This window comes from Selenomonadales bacterium 4137-cl, assembly GCA_032334055.1.
Classification (GTDB): Bacteria; Bacillota; Negativicutes; order Sporomusales; family UBA7701; genus Anaeroselena; species Anaeroselena agilis.
Window position 1 is genome coordinate 607,153 of the sequence record JAUOZS010000001.1, and the last position, 18,827, is coordinate 625,979.

At 59.4% G+C, this 18,827-nt stretch carries 15 protein-coding genes; 14 read left to right on the forward strand and 1 reads right to left on the reverse strand.

Annotation, left to right across the window (positions count from 1 at the left end; genetic code table 11):
* Positions 1-8 precede the first annotated feature (8 nt).
* The gene (locus Q4T40_03100; protein ID MDT8900225.1) at positions 9-905 is read right to left on the reverse strand and encodes a LysR family transcriptional regulator; all 897 of its coding nucleotides are present in this window, start codon (positions 903-905) and stop codon (positions 9-11) included.
* 317 nt (positions 906-1,222) lie between these two features.
* On the opposite strand from Q4T40_03100, the gene pcrA reads away from it, so the two are divergent.
* The 14 genes from pcrA to Q4T40_03170 all read left to right on the forward strand — a co-directional run bounded on the left by pcrA (position 1,223) and on the right by Q4T40_03170 (position 18,815).
* Positions 1,223-3,415 carry a DNA helicase PcrA gene (gene pcrA / locus Q4T40_03105; protein MDT8900226.1) on the forward strand — a complete coding sequence of 731 codons (2,193 nt, stop codon included), beginning with the start codon at positions 1,223-1,225 and terminating at the stop codon, positions 3,413-3,415.
* 5 nt (positions 3,416-3,420) lie between these two features.
* Complete coding sequence (gene ligA / locus Q4T40_03110) at positions 3,421-5,457, forward strand: NAD-dependent DNA ligase LigA (GenBank protein MDT8900227.1); 2,037 nt, start codon at positions 3,421-3,423, stop codon at positions 5,455-5,457.
* A 50-nt stretch (positions 5,458-5,507) separates the two neighbouring features.
* On the forward strand, positions 5,508-5,798 hold the full coding sequence (gene gatC / locus Q4T40_03115) for an Asp-tRNA(Asn)/Glu-tRNA(Gln) amidotransferase subunit GatC (protein ID MDT8900228.1): 291 nt from the start codon (positions 5,508-5,510) through the stop codon (positions 5,796-5,798).
* A gap of 11 nt (positions 5,799-5,809) precedes the next feature.
* Positions 5,810-7,273: an Asp-tRNA(Asn)/Glu-tRNA(Gln) amidotransferase subunit GatA gene (gene gatA, locus Q4T40_03120; GenBank protein MDT8900229.1), complete on the forward strand. Its 1,464-nt coding sequence runs from the start codon at positions 5,810-5,812 to the stop codon at positions 7,271-7,273.
* A 3-nt stretch (positions 7,274-7,276) separates the two neighbouring features.
* Positions 7,277-8,710: an Asp-tRNA(Asn)/Glu-tRNA(Gln) amidotransferase subunit GatB gene (gene gatB, locus Q4T40_03125; protein MDT8900230.1), complete on the forward strand. Its 1,434-nt coding sequence runs from the start codon at positions 7,277-7,279 to the stop codon at positions 8,708-8,710.
* Between the two features lie 21 nt (positions 8,711-8,731).
* Positions 8,732-9,946: a diguanylate cyclase gene (locus tag Q4T40_03130; GenBank protein ID MDT8900231.1), complete on the forward strand. Its 1,215-nt coding sequence runs from the start codon at positions 8,732-8,734 to the stop codon at positions 9,944-9,946.
* 6 nt (positions 9,947-9,952) lie between these two features.
* Positions 9,953-11,044, forward strand: coding sequence for a M20/M25/M40 family metallo-hydrolase (locus tag Q4T40_03135; GenBank protein MDT8900232.1), 1,092 nt, complete (start codon positions 9,953-9,955; stop codon positions 11,042-11,044).
* A 165-nt stretch (positions 11,045-11,209) separates the two neighbouring features.
* Positions 11,210-11,890, forward strand: a complete 681-nt coding sequence (locus tag Q4T40_03140; protein MDT8900233.1) for a CPBP family intramembrane metalloprotease — start codon at positions 11,210-11,212, stop codon at positions 11,888-11,890.
* Between the two features lie 15 nt (positions 11,891-11,905).
* Positions 11,906-12,151, forward strand: coding sequence for a hypothetical protein (locus Q4T40_03145; GenBank protein ID MDT8900234.1), 246 nt, complete (start codon positions 11,906-11,908; stop codon positions 12,149-12,151).
* A 170-nt stretch (positions 12,152-12,321) separates the two neighbouring features.
* Positions 12,322-14,763, forward strand: coding sequence for an ATP-binding protein (locus Q4T40_03150; GenBank protein MDT8900235.1), 2,442 nt, complete (start codon positions 12,322-12,324; stop codon positions 14,761-14,763).
* A complete protein-coding gene (gene rlmD / locus Q4T40_03155) occupies positions 14,760-16,127 on the forward strand; it encodes a 23S rRNA (uracil(1939)-C(5))-methyltransferase RlmD (GenBank protein MDT8900236.1) in 1,368 nt (455 codons plus the stop codon). Before Q4T40_03150 ends, rlmD begins: the two co-directional genes overlap by 4 nt.
* Before the next feature lie 368 nt (positions 16,128-16,495).
* The gene (locus tag Q4T40_03160) at positions 16,496-16,723 is read left to right on the forward strand and encodes a helix-turn-helix transcriptional regulator (protein ID MDT8900237.1); all 228 of its coding nucleotides are present in this window, start codon (positions 16,496-16,498) and stop codon (positions 16,721-16,723) included.
* Between the two features lie 74 nt (positions 16,724-16,797).
* Positions 16,798-18,033 carry a three-Cys-motif partner protein TcmP gene (gene tcmP, locus Q4T40_03165; GenBank protein MDT8900238.1) on the forward strand — a complete coding sequence of 412 codons (1,236 nt, stop codon included), beginning with the start codon at positions 16,798-16,800 and terminating at the stop codon, positions 18,031-18,033.
* The gene (locus tag Q4T40_03170; protein ID MDT8900239.1) at positions 18,030-18,815 is read left to right on the forward strand and encodes a radical SAM protein; all 786 of its coding nucleotides are present in this window, start codon (positions 18,030-18,032) and stop codon (positions 18,813-18,815) included. The genes tcmP and Q4T40_03170 overlap by 4 nt, the downstream gene beginning before the upstream one ends.
* The last annotated feature ends 12 nt before the right edge of the window (positions 18,816-18,827 follow it).

Below are 18,827 nucleotides of genomic sequence, written 5' to 3' on the forward strand. Positions count from 1 at the left end.
ATGTTCTACTAGAGGCTTGCGCCGCTAGCGATAAGGTATTCCCAGAACGCCTTCACGCACGCCGGCACCAGGGGCGGGCGGCTGACGGCGTAAAACCGCCGGACGATCTTCATTGCCGGCAGGGGGATGACGGCCAGCCGGCCGGACGCCAGGCCGTCGGCAACCGCCCAGCGGGAAACGAATCCTACGCCGGCCTGGCTGGCGATGGCCGCCTTCAAGGCTTCGTTGCCGCCTACCTGAAAGGCGATATGCAGGCGGTCCTGTCCGATGCCGTGGGCCGAAAAAGCGTCGAAGACGGCCCGCATCGAACCTGAGGATTCGCCTCTGGCGACGAGCGGCAGGGCCAGAACGTCTTCCGGGGACGGGGATTCGCCCAGACGGGCGGCCATTTCCGGATGGGCGACCAGCACCAACTCGTCCTGCCACAGGGGGTGGGCTTCGCATTCGCCCGGCGGGCGGGAGCCGACGACGGCGATGGACAGCTCGCCGCGATAAAAGGCGTCCAGCACGGTCTGGCTGTCGCCGGTCTTAAGACTTACCTCGATGGCGGGGTTGGTTCGCAAGTGCGCGGCTATCAGCCCCGGAAGGATGTACTCGGCCGGGATGGTGCTGGCGCCGAGGATTATTCGGCCGGAGGCGCCGGACGTCATCGCCTTGAGCTGGTTCTCGGTCGATTTCAGCATGGCCTCGGCCTTGCGGGTGTTGGCGTACAAAACCTCGCCGTAAACGGTCAGGCTGGTGCCTCTTGATGCTCTTTCCACCAAGGGGCAGCCGAGCTTCTTTTCCAGGTTGTCGATATGGAACGATACGGTGGGCTGGGTTAGATCGAGCCTTTTCGCCGCGCCGGACAGACTGCCTTCTTCCGCCACGGCGAGGAAAACGGACAGCGATTGCCAGTGGGACATGGATGTCACCTCGAAAAGTATCTGAATGTATACCTCCTTCGTCGCGAAGGAGGTTTTTCCTTGGCTATCCCGTTGACAGAGGGATTTTTTTCTTGCCAGCGGTAAGGAGTAAAAGTAAAACCATAGAATGAGTTTGGCGGTTTCATATATAAACCGGCTTCAATCACGGCCGTGCGAGCACACATAGCAGCGGCGCTGGCCGCATGGCGGGTATCTGGCGGCGGCGGTGCGGCCCTATTATTTTACCTCGGTTTACAGGAAATACTATCCTGGTGGGCGAATTTACTCATGTTCAAAGCATAATTCCGGAGGACAAGATGCCGAAAATACTCGACAAGCTCAACCCTGCCCAACTCGAAGCCGCCACCCACCTCAACGGTCCCCTGCTCGTCATCGCCGGGGCCGGGTCCGGCAAGACCCGCGTACTCACCGCCCGCATCGCCCACTTGCTCGAACAGGGGGTGCCGCCGTACGCCATCCTCGCCATCACCTTCACCAACAAGGCTGCCGCGGAGATGAAGGAGCGGGTCTACAGGATGGTGGGGCCGCAGGCCAAGGATATATGGCTGAGCACTTTTCACGCTTTCTGCGCCAAGTTCCTCCGCATCGAGGCCGAGCGCCTGCCCGGACTCACCAAGAGTTTCGTCATTTACGACGCCGGCGACAGCCTGGCGCTCGTCAAGGGCTGCCTGAAGGAGCTCAATCTCGACGATAAGCATTTCCCCCCGGCCGGCGTGCAGGCCGCTATCTCGAACGCTAAAAATTCCCTTCTCGACCCCGGCGCGTTCGCCCGCGAAGCCGACAACTTCCACCAGCACAAGGTGGCGGAGGTGTACGACCTCTACCAGCGTAAGCTGCGGCACCACAACGCCGTCGACTTCGACGACCTGCTGTTCCTCTCCGCCCGCCTACTGGCGACCGACCAAGAGGTGCTGGCGAAGTATCAGGACAAGTTCCGTTATATCCTTATCGACGAGTACCAGGACACCAACCGGGCCCAGTATATGCTGGCCCGCCACCTGGCCGCGAAGCACCGCAACATTTTCGTCGTCGGCGACGTCGACCAGAGCATCTACGCCTGGCGCGGCGCCGATATCCGCAATATCCTCGATTTCGAGGCCGATTATCCCGAAGCCCGCGTAATCAAGCTTGAACAGAATTACCGCTCGACCCAGACCATCCTCGACGCCGCTAACACCGTCATCGAGAATAACCGCGACCGCAAGCCGAAGACGCTGTGGACGGACAACCCCGCCGGTGAGCGGCTGACCCACTACCTGGCCGTGGACGAGCGCGACGAGGCGCGGTTCGTGTGCGACAACGTCATCAAGCAGAACACCGTTTACCGCGTGCCTTACCGCGATATGGCCGTGCTCTACCGCACCAACGCCCAGTCCCGCGTCATCGAGGAGGCGTTCATGCGGGCCGGCGTGCCGTATACAATCGTCGGCGGGCTCAAGTTTTACGACCGCAAGGAAATCAAGGACATCCTCGCCTACCTGCGGGTGATCTTCAACCCTGCCGACGCCGTCGGCCTGCAGCGCATCATCAACGTGCCGCGGCGGGGCATCGGCGATACCACGGTCGGCCGGCTAAGCGATTACGCGGCCGAACGCGGCGTTACCCTGTTCGACGCCGTGTCGGGGGCGGACGCCGTTCCCGGCCTGACGTCGCGGGCCAGAAACCAACTGGACGGGCTGGCGGCCCTGATTTTCGGCTTCACCGCCAAGGCGCCGGCTCTGCCGGTGTACAAGCTGATCGAGACTGTCATGAACGATTCGGGCTATCTCGCCGAGCTGGAGAACGAGCAGACGCCCCAGGCCGAGGCAAGGATCGAGAACCTGCGCGAGCTTTTGAGCGTGGCCAAGGAGTTTGCCGCCGGCGAGATCGAGGACACGCTGGAGAATTTCCTCAGCCACGTGGCGCTGGTGTCTGATGTCGATGCCGCCGATACGGACGGCGACAAGGTGACGCTTATGACGCTCCATTCCGCCAAAGGGCTGGAGTTTCCGGTCGTTTTCCTCGCCGGCCTGGAGGAGGGCATCTTCCCCCATTCCCGCACGCTGATGAACGATGACGAGGTGGAGGAGGAACGCCGCCTGTGTTATGTCGGCATTACCCGCGCCCAGCGCAAGTTATTTATAACCAACGCCAAAATGCGGACAATATACGGCAACACGGTGATGTATCCGTCATCGCGGTTTTTGCAGGAAATCCCCGAGGCGCTCGTGGAGAAGCATAACGTCAAGCGCGACCGCTACAGCCAGGCCCTAACTCCGGCACCGACACCGTCGCCGCTCCGCACGCCGGTTGCGCCGACGCTCAAGACGGACAGGCCCGCCGGTAACTGGCGGGCGGGCGACAAGGTGGAGCACGCCAAGTGGGGCGTGGGCACAATCGTGGAGGTCCGCGGCGAAGGCGACGGCCAGGAGGTCAAGGTGGCTTTCCCGGGGATGGGCATCCGCCAGTTGATGGCCAAATTCGCGCCGTTGAAAAAAGTGCAGGAGTGAAAGTGATGTCCGCTAAGGTACCCGCGAATATCGAGGAGGCCGCCCGCCTGGCGGCCGAACTGCGGCAGGAGCTAAACCACCACAGCCATCGCTACTATGTTCTCGACGCCCCCGAGATTTCTGACGCCGAGTTTGACGACCTGATGCGCCGGCTGCAGGCGATCGAGGCCGCTTACCCGGAGCTTGTAAGCCCCGATTCGCCCACGCGACGGGTTGGCGGCGCGCCGGCCGAGGGGTTCGGCCGGGTGGCCCACCCGACGCCGATGCTCAGCCTCGGCAACGCCTTGTCACTCGACGAATTGAAGGCTTTCGACGCCAGGGTGAAAAGCGGGCTGGACGGCAAAGAGGTCGAATACGTAGTCGAACTGAAGATCGACGGTCTGGCGGTCAACCTGTTGTATGAAGGGGGCAGGCTCGTGCGGGCCGCGACCCGCGGCGACGGGCAGTACGGCGAGGATGTGACCGCCAACGTGCGTACCATCCGCGCCGTGCCTCTAGTCCTTCACGGCGACTATCCGCGCCGTATCGAGGTGCGGGGCGAGGTATACCTGCCCCGCCGCGAGTTTGAGCGCATCAACAAGGGCCGCGAGGCCGCCGACGAGGCGCTGTTCGCCAACCCGCGCAACGCCGCCGCCGGCTCGCTTCGCCAGCTTGACCCGCGCATTACCGCCGAACGCGCCCTTGACGTCTTCGTCTACGGCGTGGGGGTGCGGGAAGGCGTGGAACTCGCGACCCACGCCGGCACGTTGGCGTACCTCGGGGGCCTGGGGTTCAAGATCAACCCGCACTACAAGGTGTTCGGGGCCATCGAGGAGGTGGCCGCCTACTGCGAGGGCTGGGCCGACAAGCGGGCCGAGCTGCCGTACGACATCGACGGCCTGGTAATCAAGGTCAACAGCCTCGCCGACCAGGCGGACCTCGGCTTTACCGCCAAGGACCCCCGCTGGGCGATCGCCTATAAGTTTCCCGCCGAGCAGGCGGTGACGGTGGTGGAGGATATCATCGTCAGCGTCGGCCGCACCGGCGTCCTGACCCCGACCGCCGTCCTCCGCCCGGTTCGCCTGGCCGGCACGACGGTCAGCCGCGCCACCCTCCACAACGAGGACTATATCCGCGACAAGGATGTCCGCATCGGCGATACTGTCCTCGTCCACAAGGCGGGCGAGATCATCCCCGAGGTGGTCGCCGTACTGGGTGAGCGGCGAACGGGCGCGGAGCGGGAGTTCTCTATCCCGGAGAGCTGTCCGGAATGCGGCAGCCCGGTCGTGCGCCAGCCGGGGGAGGCGGCCCACAAGTGCACCAACCTGCAGTGCCCGGCCATTCTCCGCGAGGGGTTGTTCCATTTCGTGTCCCGCGACGCGATGGATATCGATGGCTTGGGGCCGGCGGTCGTCACATCGCTGCTGGCCGCCGGGCTTGTCAAAGACGCCGCCGACCTGTACGGCCTGACGAAGGAGGAGCTGCTGACGCTGGAGCGGAAGGGCGAAAAATCGGCCCGGAACCTCCTCGACGCCATCGACAAAAGCCGCCAGGCCGGCCTTGCCCGCCTGCTGTTCGGTCTTGGCATCCGCTTCGTGGGGGTGAAGGCCGCCGGCAGTCTCGCCCGCCGGTTCGGCGATATCGACAGCATTGCGGCGGCGACAGCCGAGGAACTGACAGCCGTGGAGGAGATCGGTCCCAAGATCGCCGGCAGTGTGGTAAGCTGGTTCGCCGACCCGGCCAACCTCGCGTTGGTCGATAAGCTCCGTCGCGCCGGGGTCAAGTTGACCGAGGAGCGGCCGTCGGCCGTCGGCCCGCAGCCTTTCGCCGGCAAGACCTTCGTCCTAACCGGCACCCTCGCCGCCATGACGCGGGGCGAGGCGACCGCCCGCATCGAGAAGCTGGGCGGCAAGGTGGCCGGCTCGGTGAGCAAGAAGACCGACTATGTGGTGGTCGGCGAGGAGGCGGGCAGCAAGCTTGACAAAGCGAGGAGCCTCGGGGTGACCGTGCTGGATGAGGAAGGCTTCGGAGAGTTGCTGGCCGCAGCGCCGGATATGGTATAATACTGCTTATATGGCATTTGTCGAGATATTTGATTTGGTGGTGACAGATGATGAAAATTACCCGTAAAGACGTGGAACATGTGGCCCTGCTTTCGCGGCTGGAGCTTGGCGAGAACGATGTGGAGAAGTTCACCGGCCAGCTTAACGCCATCCTGGATTATATCGACGTACTGAACAAGGTCGATACTTCCGGCGTCGAGCCTACCGCCCACGTACTGCCCCTGAAAAACGTCATGCGCGCCGACGAAGCCAGGCCTTCGCTGCCGCGGGAACTGGCTCTCGCCAATGCCCCGGAGCAGGAAGACGGCTACTTCAAGGTGCCGAAGATTCTGGAAGGTTAGGGGGGAGACGCTTGGAACTGCATAAACTTACCGCTCACGAACTGCACGCGCAGCTGACCGCCAAGGAAGTCTCGGCCGCGGAGATCGCCGCCGCGGTGTTCGACCGCATCGACGCGGTCGAGGGCAAGGTGCGCGCCTACATAACCCAGACTCGCGACCTGGCGATGGCCCAGGCGAAAGCCACGGACGATAAAATTGCGCGGGGCGAGGCGATCGCGCCGCTGGCCGGCATCCCCGGCGCCCTCAAGGACAATATGTGTGTCAAAGGGGTCAAGACGACTTGCGCTTCGCAGATCCTGGCCAATTTCGTTCCCCCGTACGATTCGGCCGTGGCCGAGAGGCTGGCGGCCGCTAACGCGGTGGTGACGGGGAAGACCAACCTCGACGAGTTCGCCATGGGCTCCTCGTGCGAGAATTCTTCGTTTTTCCCCACCCGCAACCCGTGGGATACCGCGGCGGTGCCCGGCGGTTCGAGCGGCGGCTCAGCGGCGGCGGTGGCGGCGGCGGAGGCGGTGTGGGCCCTCGGCTCGGACACCGGCGGCTCGATCCGCCAGCCGGCCGCGTATTGCGGCGTGGTCGGCCTCAAGCCAACCTATGGCCGCGTTTCCCGCTACGGGCTGGTGGCTTACGCCTCGTCGCTCGACCAGATCGGGCCGATCGCCCGCGACGTTACCGACTGCGCACTCGTCCTCGGCGCGATCGCCGGTCACGACGGCCGCGACTCGACCTCGATTGATGCGCCCGTGCCCGACTACGCCAAGGCGCTCGTTCCCGACGCCAGAGGACTCAAGATCGGCCTCCCCAAGGAATATTTCGTCGCCGGCATGGACCCGGCGGTGGAAAAGGCGGTTTACGCCGCCATCGACCAGCTCAAGGCGCTGGGGGCGGAATACAAGGAAGTTTCCATGCCCCATACCGAATACGCGCTGGCCGCCTATTACCTCATCGCGACCGCCGAGGCCAGCTCCAACCTGGCCCGTTTCGACGGCGTCGGCTTCGGCCACCGCGGCGAGGGCAACGATATTATCGCTATGTATAAGCGCTCCCGCACCGAGGGTTTCGGCGAGGAGGTGCGCCGCCGCATAATGCTCGGCACCTACGCTTTGAGCTCGGGCTACTACGACGCTTACTACCTCAAGGCGCTGAAGGTCCGCACCCTCATCAAGCAGGACTTCGACAAGGCTTTCGGCGAGGTGGACGTGCTCGTCGCGCCCATAGCGCCGACGACGGCCTTCAAGGTGGGCGAGAAGGTGGACGACCCGCTGGCGATGTATCTGCAGGACGTTTGCACCGTGCCCATCAACCTCGCGGGCCTGCCAGCCATTTCGCTGCCGTGCGGCTTCGTCGGCGGACTGCCTATCGGGCTGCAGATCATCGGCCGGCCGCTCGGCGAGGAGACCATCCTGCGGGCGGCGTACGCTTTCGAGCAGGCCAACGACTACCACCGGCGCCTGGCGCCGCTGGGGGAGGTGTAGGAGATGGAATACGAAGTCGTTATCGGCCTTGAGGTTCACACCGAGCTTAAGACCGCCTCGAAGATTTTTTGCGGCTGCAGCACGTCGTTCGGGGCCGAGCAGAATACCAACGTCTGCCCGGTATGTCTCGGCCTGCCGGGCGTACTGCCGGTTTTGAACGCCAAGGTGCTGGAGTTCGCCGTCCGCACCGGCCTGGCTTTGGGCTGCCGGATACTGCCCTTCAGCAAGTTCGATCGCAAGAATTACTATTATCCCGATCTGCCGAAGAATTTCCAGACCTCCCAGTACGACCTGCCGATCGCGGTCGACGGGCACCTCGACATCGAGGTGAACGGCGAGACGAGGCGGATCGGCATCACCCGCGTCCATATGGAGGAGGATGCCGGCAAGCTGGTTCATGCCGGCACGATCGCCAGGGCCGACTATACGCTCGTAGATTACAACCGTACGGGGGTACCTCTGTTGGAGATCGTTTCCGAGCCCGATATCCGCTCGGCGGAGGAGGCCAAGGCCTATCTCGAAAAGCTCAAGGCCATCCTCCAGTATATCGATGTGTCCGACTGCAAGATGGAGGAGGGCAGCCTGCGCTGCGACGCCAACATCTCGCTGAGGCCGAAGGGTGAAACCAAGCTCGGCACCAAGGCGGAGATCAAGAACCTCAACTCCTTCAAGGCGGTGCAAAAAGGCCTCGAATACGAGGCGTACCGCCAGGCGGAGGTGCTCGACGAAGGCGGCCGCATCGTGCAGGAGACCCGTTCGTGGGACGACGCCCGCGGCCAGACGGTGTCGCTCCGCAGCAAGGAGCAGGCTCACGATTACCGCTATTTTCCCGAGCCCGACCTCGTGCCGATGGTGGTCGACCCCGCCTGGGTGGAGGATATCAGGCGCAGCCTCCCCGAACTGCCCGACGCCCGCCAGGCCCGCCTCATGAAGGACTACGGCCTGTCGGATTACGACGCCGGCGTCATCACCGCCAGCCGGGCGATGGCCGACTACTTCGACGCCACCGTGGCCGCCGGCGCGGATGCCAAGGCGGCGGCCAACTGGCTCATGGGCGAGTTTTCCCGGCTTCTCAACGCCGCGGGGCGGGAGATTGGCGATTGCCCGGTGGCGCCCGGCCAATTGGCGGCGCTTATCGACCTACAGGCCAAGGGCACTGTTTCGGGGAAAACCGCCAAGACGGTGTTCGAGGAGATGTGGGCCAGCGGCAAGGATGCCGCTGTGATCGTCAAGGAACAGGGGCTTGTGCAGATTTCCGACGAGGGGGCGGTCGTAGCGGTGGTCGACAAGGTCATCGCCGCCAACCCGCAGTCGGTGGCGGATTTCAGGGCGGGCAAGGAGAGGGCGCTGGGCTTCCTGGTCGGCCAGATTATGAAGGAGACCAAGGGCCGTGCCAATCCCGAGCTCGTAAACAAGCTGCTGCGCGAGCGGATGTAGCGATGATGCCGGGTTAACGTTATGCAAAGATCGTCGGTTCGGTCGCTAAGCTTAAGGTATATAGTCGCTCTTAGTCTCATCGCCCTGCTGGCGCTGGCTGCCTATTTCACGCTGCGGGAACTCATAGTCGGCGAACAGGTGAGCGCGGCAGTGATCAATATCAGCGGGCGGCAGCGGATGCTGTCGCAGAAGGCGGTGCTGCTCAGCCAGCAATTGGTGATAACGCCCGTCCCGGCGGAACGGAAACGACTGCGGGCCGAACTGCGGCAGGTCATCGCATCGATAAGCGAGGCTCATTACGCGCTGGTGTACGGTGACCCCTCATTGCGGCTGCCGGGCGGCCTGTCGCCGGCGATGAGGGCGCTGGTGTTCAACCCGCCTGTCATGCTTGATGCGAAATTGCAGCAGCATTTCGTCGCCCTCGGGGCGCTGCTGGCGCTCGAGGATAACCAGCTTACCTACGATAACCCCCAACTGGCCGCAATCCTGGCGTCGGCCGAGGGGCTTCTGGCCGCTCAGGACGCGATGGTCGCCCAGTTTCAACGGGAGAGCGAGGAGCGGGTAGTAAGGCTGCAAGCGCTGGAAAGACTGGTGCTGGGGCTGACGCTGCTGGTGCTGGCGATGGAAGCTTTGTTTATCTTCCGCCCCGCCGTGCAGGCCATAGCGCGCGAGCAGGAACAACTGGCGGCAGCCAACGATGAGCTGCAGCGGCTGTCCAACCAGGACGGCCTGACAGGCATCGCCAACCGGCGGGTTTTCGACGACTTCCTGGACAGGGCCTGGCGGCAGGCCGTGCGGGACCGTGAACCGGTTTCGCTGCTGCTGGCCGATATCGATAACTTTAAACTGTTTAACGACACTTACGGGCACCAGGCGGGCGACGACTGCCTGCGTCAGGTGGCCTGGGCGATAGCCGACGGCGCCTGCCGGGCCGGCGACCTGGCGGCCCGTTACGGCGGCGAGGAATTCGCCGTTGTCCTGGCCGGCACTGATTCCGCAGGCGCGGCGGTCGTGGCCGAAAAAGTCCGGGCGGCGGTAGCCGGCCTGAATATCGTCCACGCGGCCGGCGTAGGCAAGGTGGTCACAATCAGCCTGGGGCTGGCGACGATGTTTCCGAGGGACGGCGAGCGAGCCGAGAGCCTTATCGTCGCCGCCGACCAGGCGTTATACGGCGCAAAGCAGCAGGGGCGCAACCGCGTTGTTGCGGCGCCTGATAATAGTGAAAGCGAGGGATGAGCATCTATGGATAAAACTAAATTGCTTGAACTTATCCGCAGCCTGACCGCCCTGCCGGGCGGCGCCGGGCGCGAGCAGGCGGTGGCGGCTTATATGGCCGAGGCTTTCCGCCGCCACGTTTCGCGGGTGGAGGTGGATGCGGTCGGCAACGTGTACGCTTACCTCGGGCAAGGTGAGCGCCGGGTGATGGTGTCGGCCCACACTGACGAAGTGGGGATGTTTGTCAAGCACATCAGCGAGCAAGGCTATATCTATTTCGAGGCCAACGGTATCCTCGACGAACGGGTGCTGCTGGATACCAAGGTCGAGGTGATTTCCGGCGACGGCGCCGTCCATGTCGGCGTTATCGGCATCAAGAGTCGTCATCTCATGACGCCGGAGGAACTGGCCCGGCCGGTCAATATCGGCGACCTGTGGCTGGATGTCGGCGCCGATTCGGCCGCCGCCGTTTCCGCATTGGGCATTAGGGTCGGCGACCCGATCGTCTATCGCCGCCATTTTGACCTGCTCGCCGGCGACCGGTTCACGACCAAGGCTATCGACGACCGGGCCGGCTGCGCCGTGCTGCTCGCGGTGGCCGAGGCCCTGGCCGCCGCACCGCTGCCCTATACCCTCTGCCTGGTAGCCACAACCCAGGAGGAGATCGGCTCCCGCGGCGCAAAGGTGGCCGCCCAGCGGCTGAAGCCGGATATCGCGCTTTGCCTCGATACCGTGCCGGCGGCCGACCCTTACACTCCGCCCCAGCAGTCGGCGGTCAGGCTGGGCGGGGGGCCTGTCATCCGCACGGCCGATTTCCTGACCCACGCGCTGCTTGGTTCGGTATACAGCGCAAAAATCGTCCGGGGTCTGCGGGCCGCCGCCGAAGAAGCGGGAATTCCCTATCAGGAGGATGTCTTCCGTACCTGGACGGACGCGGCCACGGTCGCCTATTCGGGCGACGGGGTGCCCAGCGGCGGGGTCTTTATGCCGCGGCGGTGCAGCCACGCTCCGGTGGAGGTGGCCGACATCGGCGACATCGCCAACACCGCCGCCTTGCTCGACGCTTTTTTGCGCCGGCTGACGGCGGAAGCGGTGGAGGATTTGAAGAAGTTCCTGTAAAACTTATACGGGAGTTTTATTGAAAAGCTGCCTGAAAGGTCCGTCACGGACCTTCAGGCAGTTTCGTCATTATGGGGCTAGGCAAAACAAAAATTTCTAATGCATGAAGGGAAAATGGCACGCGCATAATGGTACTGTGACCTGCCCGAAAAGGAGGCGAAAAAAATGCAGCGCGGCAAAGCGCCGTGGAGTATCCGCGATGTGGCTCTTGTCCACCTTATGCGCCTGGCGGTGGGGTTTTTCGTCGTCAGGTTCATATATCCGCTGTTTTTTGCCGCTCCGCCGCCGGTGGTGGAAGTTACCGACCGTCTGGTAGTTATCGGCCTCGTCTGGTTTGCCGTCCGGCGCCACGGCGGAACGCTCGCTTCCTGGGGGCTGGCCTTTGCCAGGCCGGCACGCAATCTGGCCGCCGGGCTGGGGGGCGGGGTGCTGCTTCTCGCGGCCAGCCTTTTTACTGAGCGCATCTACACCACCGCGCTGTTCCTGTCACCGACCCAGCATCCCCTGGTCGCGATGGTCGAGCAGGCCTTTTCGTGGCGAGATCTGCTCCTGCCCTTGTTCTTGGCCGGGCTGGCGGCGCCGGTCGCCGAGGAGGTGCTTTATCGCCTCTTTACCTTCACAGCCCTCCGGGACCGTTTCGGATTATGGGGCGGGGCGGCGGTGAGCGCCGCGATATTCGCCCTTTTTCACTTCAATCCGTATTGGTTGGCCGAGATGGTGGTCGTTGGCGTCGGTCTGGCGTTTCTTTACCACTGGACAGGGTCGTTGCTGGCCTCCATCGTCGCGCATTCTTTCATCAACACGACCAAAATCGCGATGTTGTTTTACAACGTGCCGCTTATCTGAAAAGGAGGTGCCGTCATGCCATACTGCCGTTCCTGCGGCAACAGACGCCTGTTCGCAGCCAGCAAAGTTCCACCCGCCGCTCCGACCGCCAACGGTTTTGCCTCCGGGCTCCTCGGCGATTTCGACACCGGCGGCGAGCTTGTTACCATTACCCGCCTGGGGGCCGATAAGGTGACCGCCAGGTCCGCCGGCGGGCAGCCGTCGGACTATTTCGATACCTGCCTCGTCTGCGGCAGCCAGGATGTGGAATGGTCAGGCTGAGGGCAAAAAGGAATACAGGCTTGGGAAAGGGAATAGTTATCCATAAACGCCAGAGGGAGGAAAGGGAATGATTTCTCAAGCCTGCATGAAGCGGACCGGGAAAGAAGCCGCACCGTCTGTAGAAGTCGGGGCCGCCCTGGTGGCGATTTTTGGCGAGGGGGTTTGGAGGAATGACTAAACGGCTGGAATTGCCGCCGGAGAAGCTCCGCTATTTTTGCGCCGACGCCACTCTCCCGTTCGAGACTACGGCCACTGTGGCGCCGCTCGATGTAATGATCGGCCAGGAACGGGCCGTCAAGGCCATCGAATTCGGCCTGTACGCCAAAAACTTCGGGTACAACATCTACGTGTCGGGACTGGTCGGCACGGGGAAGATTACTTACGCCAAGGCGGCGGTGACTAAAGTCGCCTGCGGTGAGCCGGTACCGCAGGACTGGTGCTATGTGAACAATTTCGAAAACGCCGGACAGCCGATCGCGCTCAGCCTGCCGGCCGGTATGGGCAGCCTTTTCCGGCAGGACATGCGGGAACTGGTCGACGATCTCAAAAGCGACATTCCCAAGGTTTTCAGCGGTGACGACTACGAGCAGGCCAAAACGGCCATTATGAAGAAGTTCCAGGACAGCCGCGGGCAGGTGATGGAGGCGTTCGGCCAGCAGGCCGAACAGCACGGTATTTTGCCACAGTGGACGACCACCGGGTTCGTCGGCCTGCCGGTCGAAGACGGGAAGCCCCTGACTCCCGAGGAGTTTCAGAAACTTGACCGCGACAAAAAGGAAATGATCGAAAAACGGATGCTGGCCGTCCACGAAAAGGCCATGGAAGCCATCCGCCAGGTGCAGCACCTGGAACGGGAGGCGAGGGAGGAGATGAAGGGCCTCGACGCCAAGGTCGGGCTGTTCGCCGTCGGCCATTTCATCGACGAGCTCAAGGCCAAGTATGAGGCATTTGATACGGTTGTCGCGTATCTGGAGGCTGTTAAGAACGACATTGTCAAGAACATCAACGATTTCAAGCCTGCGAACGAGGATGAGAGCAACCCGCTGCTGATGTTCCGTAAGAGCATGCAGGAGGCGGTCAAGGACAAATATCAGGTCAATCTGCTGGTCGACAACCATGGGCTTGAGGGCGCCCCCGTAGTGGTAGAGGTCAACCCGACGTACTATAACCTGATCGGGCGGGTCGAGTACGAAACGCGCATGGGCGTTGTCAATACCGATTTTTCGATGATCAAGCCGGGCGCCCTACACAGGGCCAACGGCGGCTATCTCATCCTCAATATCAAGGATGTGCTAGCCAATGTCGGCGCCTGGGAGGGTCTGAAACGCGTCCTTAAGACGAGAAAGCTCCATATCGAAAATCTCGGCGAGCAGTATGGGATGCTGGCGATGGCGTCCGTCAAGCCCGAACCCATACCGATCAACGTCAAAGTCATCCTCATCGGCAACCCGCAGCTTTATCATCTGATTTTCAATTATGACGAGGATTTCCGCAAGCTGTTCAAGGTTTATGCCGACTTTGACACCGAGATGGCCAACAATGAGGCCAACATCGGCAAATTGGCCGGTTTCGTCGCGTCCACCGTCCAACGGGAAAACCTGAAGCACTTCGACCGGGCGGCGGTGGTCAAGGTGGTGGAATACGCAACCCGCCTGTCGGGTAGCCAGCAGAAATTCACCACCCGTTTCAGCGAGGTTGTCGAGCTGTTGTGCGAGGCGGATGCCTGGGCGAGCGTCGACGGCGCCGAGCTGGTGGGAATGGCTCATGTTCGCCGCGCGATCGACGAAAAGCGGTTCCGCTATAATAAATACGAGGAAAAGCTCCGGGAGATGTTCGCGGAGGGTAAGCTGCTGATCGACACCGACGGCGAAAAGGTAGGCCAGGTAAACGGCCTGGCGGTGCTGTCGGTGGGCGAGTATATGTTCGGCAAGCCTTCGCGGATAACGGCGAATACTTTTCTTGGCAAGGGCGGGGTCGTGAACATCGAGCGGGAGACGAAGATGAGCGGCACCAGCCACAGCAAGGGTGTAATGATTCTTGCCGGGTACCTGGGCCAGCAGTACGCTCAGGAGCGGCCGCTAACCCTCACCGCCAGCCTGACCTTTGAACAGCTTTACGACGGGGTGGACGGCGACAGCGCGTCAAGCACCGAATTATACGCCATCCTGTCGAGCCTGTCGGGTGTGCCTATCCGCCAGAATATTGCCGTAACCGGTTCGGTTAACCAAAAAGGCGAAATTCAACCCATCGGCGGGGTAACGGAGAAGATCGAGGGCTTTTTCGCGGTGTGCAAGATCAAGGGACTGACCGGCCAGCAGGGCGTGATGATCCCTCACCAGAATGTCTCCAACCTCACCCTTGACGACGAGGTGATCGAGGCGGTTAAGGAGGGCCGGTTCCATATCTGGCCCGTGGCGACGATCGACGAGGGGATTGAAATTCTTACCGGTGTGCCGGCGGGGGTCAAGGGTTCAGACGGAGTTTTCCCGCCCGACAGCATCCATGCCCGGGTAGGCAGGCAACTGTCTGCCTACACCGACACGCTCATCAAGATGGGCCGGTCGGCTGAGGAGCACGGCGGCGGGATCGGTGCCAAGGAAGGCGGGGCATGAGCGGGCAGCCTGTTGAGCGGGGCGGAAGATACGAGATTGAAATAACCAGTTTGGGTCACAGCGGTGAAGGCGTGGGCCGGTACCACGGCTTCACCGTCTTCGTGCCCGGAGCGCTGCCGGGCGAAAAGGTGACGGCTACCGCCGAGGTCGTCAAGCAGAATTATGCCAAAGCGCGCCTGGACGCGGTGCTGGCACCTTCGCCCGACCGCGTCATGCCCCGCTGCCCTGTCTATGAGCGCTGCGGGGGCTGCCAGCTCCAGCACCTCGCGTATCCGGCCCAGCTTGTCGTCAAACGCCAGACGGTGGTGGACGCCGTCACCCGGATTGGCAAATTGAACGGCGTTGTTGTCCATCCCACTCTTGGCGCGGCCGAGCCGTGGCATTACCGCAACAAGATGCAGTTTCCGGTGGGCATGGTCGGTGGACACCTTGCGGTGGGGTGCTTCGCTCCCGGCAGTCACAATATCGTCGATGTTGACGACTGCCATATTCAGCATCCCGCCAATAATGCCGTCGCCCGCGCCGTGCGCGCCGTGTTGGCCGGGCTGGGCATCCCGCCGTATGACGAGAAGAGCGGCGACGGCGTTGTCCGCCATGTTCTCGGCCGGGTGGGCACGGCCAGCGGCGAGATTATGGCGGTGATTGTCACGGCCACTGCCGACCTGCCCCGCAAGGATAGCGTGATTGCCAGTCTCAGGCGCGAGATTCCGGGGCTGGTGAGCGTCGTCCACAACGTCAACCCGGCGCGGACCAATGTTATTCTCGGCCGGCAGACGACGACAGTCTGGGGTAGGGATACCATCCTCGACCGTATCGGCGATTTTTTGTTTCGCGTCTCGGCCCGGTCGTTTTTTCAGGTTAATACTGCCCAGGCGGCGGCGCTATACAGGAAGGCGGAGGAATACGCCGGTCTAACCGGGACAGAGACGGTAATCGATGCTTATTGCGGCACCGGCACGATCACTCTTTTTCTTGCCCGACACGCCACCAAGGTTTACGGTATAGAGGTCGTGGCTGACGCTGTCGCCGATGCCCGCGCCAACGCGGCCGCCAACGGCATTGGCAACGTGGAGTACATCGTCGGCGACGCCGTCGCGGTGATGCCGAAACTGCGGACGGGAGGCGTAAGGCCTCACGCCATCGTTGTCGACCCGCCGCGCGCCGGCTGTGCGCCGGTGGTGCTCGATACCTTCGTCCGCATGGGGCCGGAGCGCATCGTGTACGTGTCCTGCAATCCGGCGTCAATGGCTCGCGACCTTGCCGTTCTTGCCGGGGGCGGGTACAGCGTGAGGGAAATCCAGCCGGTCGATATGTTTCCGCAGACGTATCACGTGGAGTCAGTCACGTTGATAGAGCGGAAGTAGCTTGAAATATAAGGGTTTGCCGGTTTGGAAAAAACTAAAAATGTGTTTCCATGTTCGCCTAGACGTAAGGTTTAGGCGATTTTTCTTTCGGATGGGGGTAAACTTTTTCGCGAAACAGAACCCTTTCGCGTAATTCAAGAGGTATTTTGCGAAAAGGTATAATGGGAAAGGGGAGAATGAAAGGCATTCTTTTATAAGCTTTGGGTGTCGTCTTGTTTCATGCCGGCTTCTTGATAGAACAACCAGATCAGAAATAGAAATGCTACAACTCCAGATATGCAAAACAGTATTTGGAAAAATCAAATTATTGTTGTGTGTTAACGTAGAGCGTGATAAACTGGAAAATGTATACAGAAGAGGTGTTTCGAATGGAAGTAAGTTACAATAAACTTTGGAAATTACTCATTGATAAAAAAATGAAACGGATCGGGTTGATGGAGGCTACAGGCATTGGGACTTCAACCCTCTCTAAGCTTGGAAAAGATCAGTATGTCAGCATGGAAGTGCTAGTAAAGATATGTCAAGTGCTTAATTGCAATATAGGTGATATTGTGGACGTGGTGAAAGCAGCGGTGCCCCATGAAAAAATCGACTGACGAAGATATAAAGTATAGATACATTACAACTGCCATCGAGCAGGGTGCTCAATAAAATTGTGAAGGGGGTTTATATGGCTAAAGACAATAGCACGTTCTTCATAAGAAAAAATAGTTGGTCAGAAATAAAGGACCGATTGCTTAGCGGTTATCTCCCACAGTATTTTCAAAAGTTGTTGATGACGAATAAGCCCATAGTCTATGTTGACTGCTTTGCGGGTAAGGGTAAGTTTGACGATGGCGGTGACGGTTCGCCTCGCATTGCCCTGAAAATCAGGGACGATTGTATTGGGCGAACAAATTCGCAGAATGCCCGAATTGATGGTTGTTTTATCGACCTGAACTATGCCGATGAATTAACAACTAATATTGCGGATTATTGCAACTGCAATGGCACACCAGTGGTAATCTCCGGCAAATACGAAGAAAAAATCGAGACACTATTGTCTGATAAACTTGGCAAGAATGTCTTTCTGTATATAGACCCTTATGGGATTAAGGCTCTGGACTATGGACTGTTTTCCAAGTTTGCCAATTATGGTTTTAACAGTATTGAAATGCTGATAAACATGAACTCTTTCGGCTTTTTTCGAGATGCTTGCCGTGTAATGAGAGTTGACTATAAAAACGACGAAGCTCTTTATAACCTTGATGATATCGTAGAGTATGAACCAACGGAAGTAGATGTTTCTCAGCAGTCTGAAATGCTACTAAATAGTATTGCCGGAGGAGATTACTGGAAAGCAATTGTCAGGGATTATAAGGCCGGAAAAATAGACGGCTACCAAGCTGAGAAGCGTTTTTCAACCGAATATAAACAGCGTTTAAGGCAGATGTACACATATGTGCTTGATATGCCAATCCGTATGAAATCTGGGCAACGCCCAAAGTATCGAATGATTCATGTTTGCAACCACGAACAAGGTTGCATTCTGATGGCGGATAATATGTCATCTCGCTTCGATGAACTGTTTATTGATATACAAAATCAGGGTCAATTGATTTTATTTGATTATACTCCAGAAAATGTAATTATTGACAGGAACGACATTCAAGCAAAAATGCTAATTTTTCTCTCGAATTTCCCCAATGGCATGACTGCAGACAAGCTGATTGCCGCTTTCTTTACGGAATATGGAGTGTTGTGTAAATCTGGAACTATTCGCGAAATATGGCGAGACATGGAGAAAAGAGGGGCTATCGAGGTCACGCGAATTCCCCCAACTACCCCATCGACTGGTAGACCGTCTAATTTCTTTACAGAAGATAAGCGCAAAAAACAGAGCGTGACAATCAGGAGGAAGCCATGAAACCGGTCAAAGGATACATAACACGAAAATCGATGCTCTACAAAACCGGTGTAGAATATGGCGATTATACCATGAATCATGTTTTTGGCTGTTCGCATGGCTGCAAGTACCCCTGTTACGCTTTTCTGATAGCGAGGCGTTTCGGAAAAGCCGATTCTTATGAAGACTGGTTAGAGCCGTTTTTAGTTAGCAATACGCTAGAAATTCTCGACAAGGAAATCCCGCGATTAAAGTCAAAAATCAAGTCCGTGCAGCTCTGCTTTACCACAGATCCATTTATGTATGGTTATGAAGAAATAAAGAGTGTGAGCCTTGCAGCCATTCGGAAGCTGAATGATGCCGGTATAAAATGTACGGTACTAACCAAAGGGATACTACCAATTGAACTTGCGTCATTGTCAAAGGAGAATGAATATGGTATTACACTCATTTCTCTGGATGAGGAGTACCGCGAAAGAGTTGAACCAGGAGCAGCACCATATCATGATAGGCTGGCAGCATTGAGACGATTGCATGACGAGGGCTGTAAAACTTGGGTTAGCATTGAACCCTACCCAACGCCCAATTTAATCAAACAAAACTTGTCTACGATCCTTAATGCTATTGCCTTTACAGATAAGATTATCTTTGGGAGGACGAATTACAGTAAAGAAATTACAGCCTATCAAAATCACAGGATTTTTTATAACAACCAGGCAGAGAAAGTAATTAAATTTTGTTTGAATCAAAGTATCCAATATCACATAAAGAATGGAACGATAAGCAACATGGAAGAAAAGTGATAATGTCTTGTC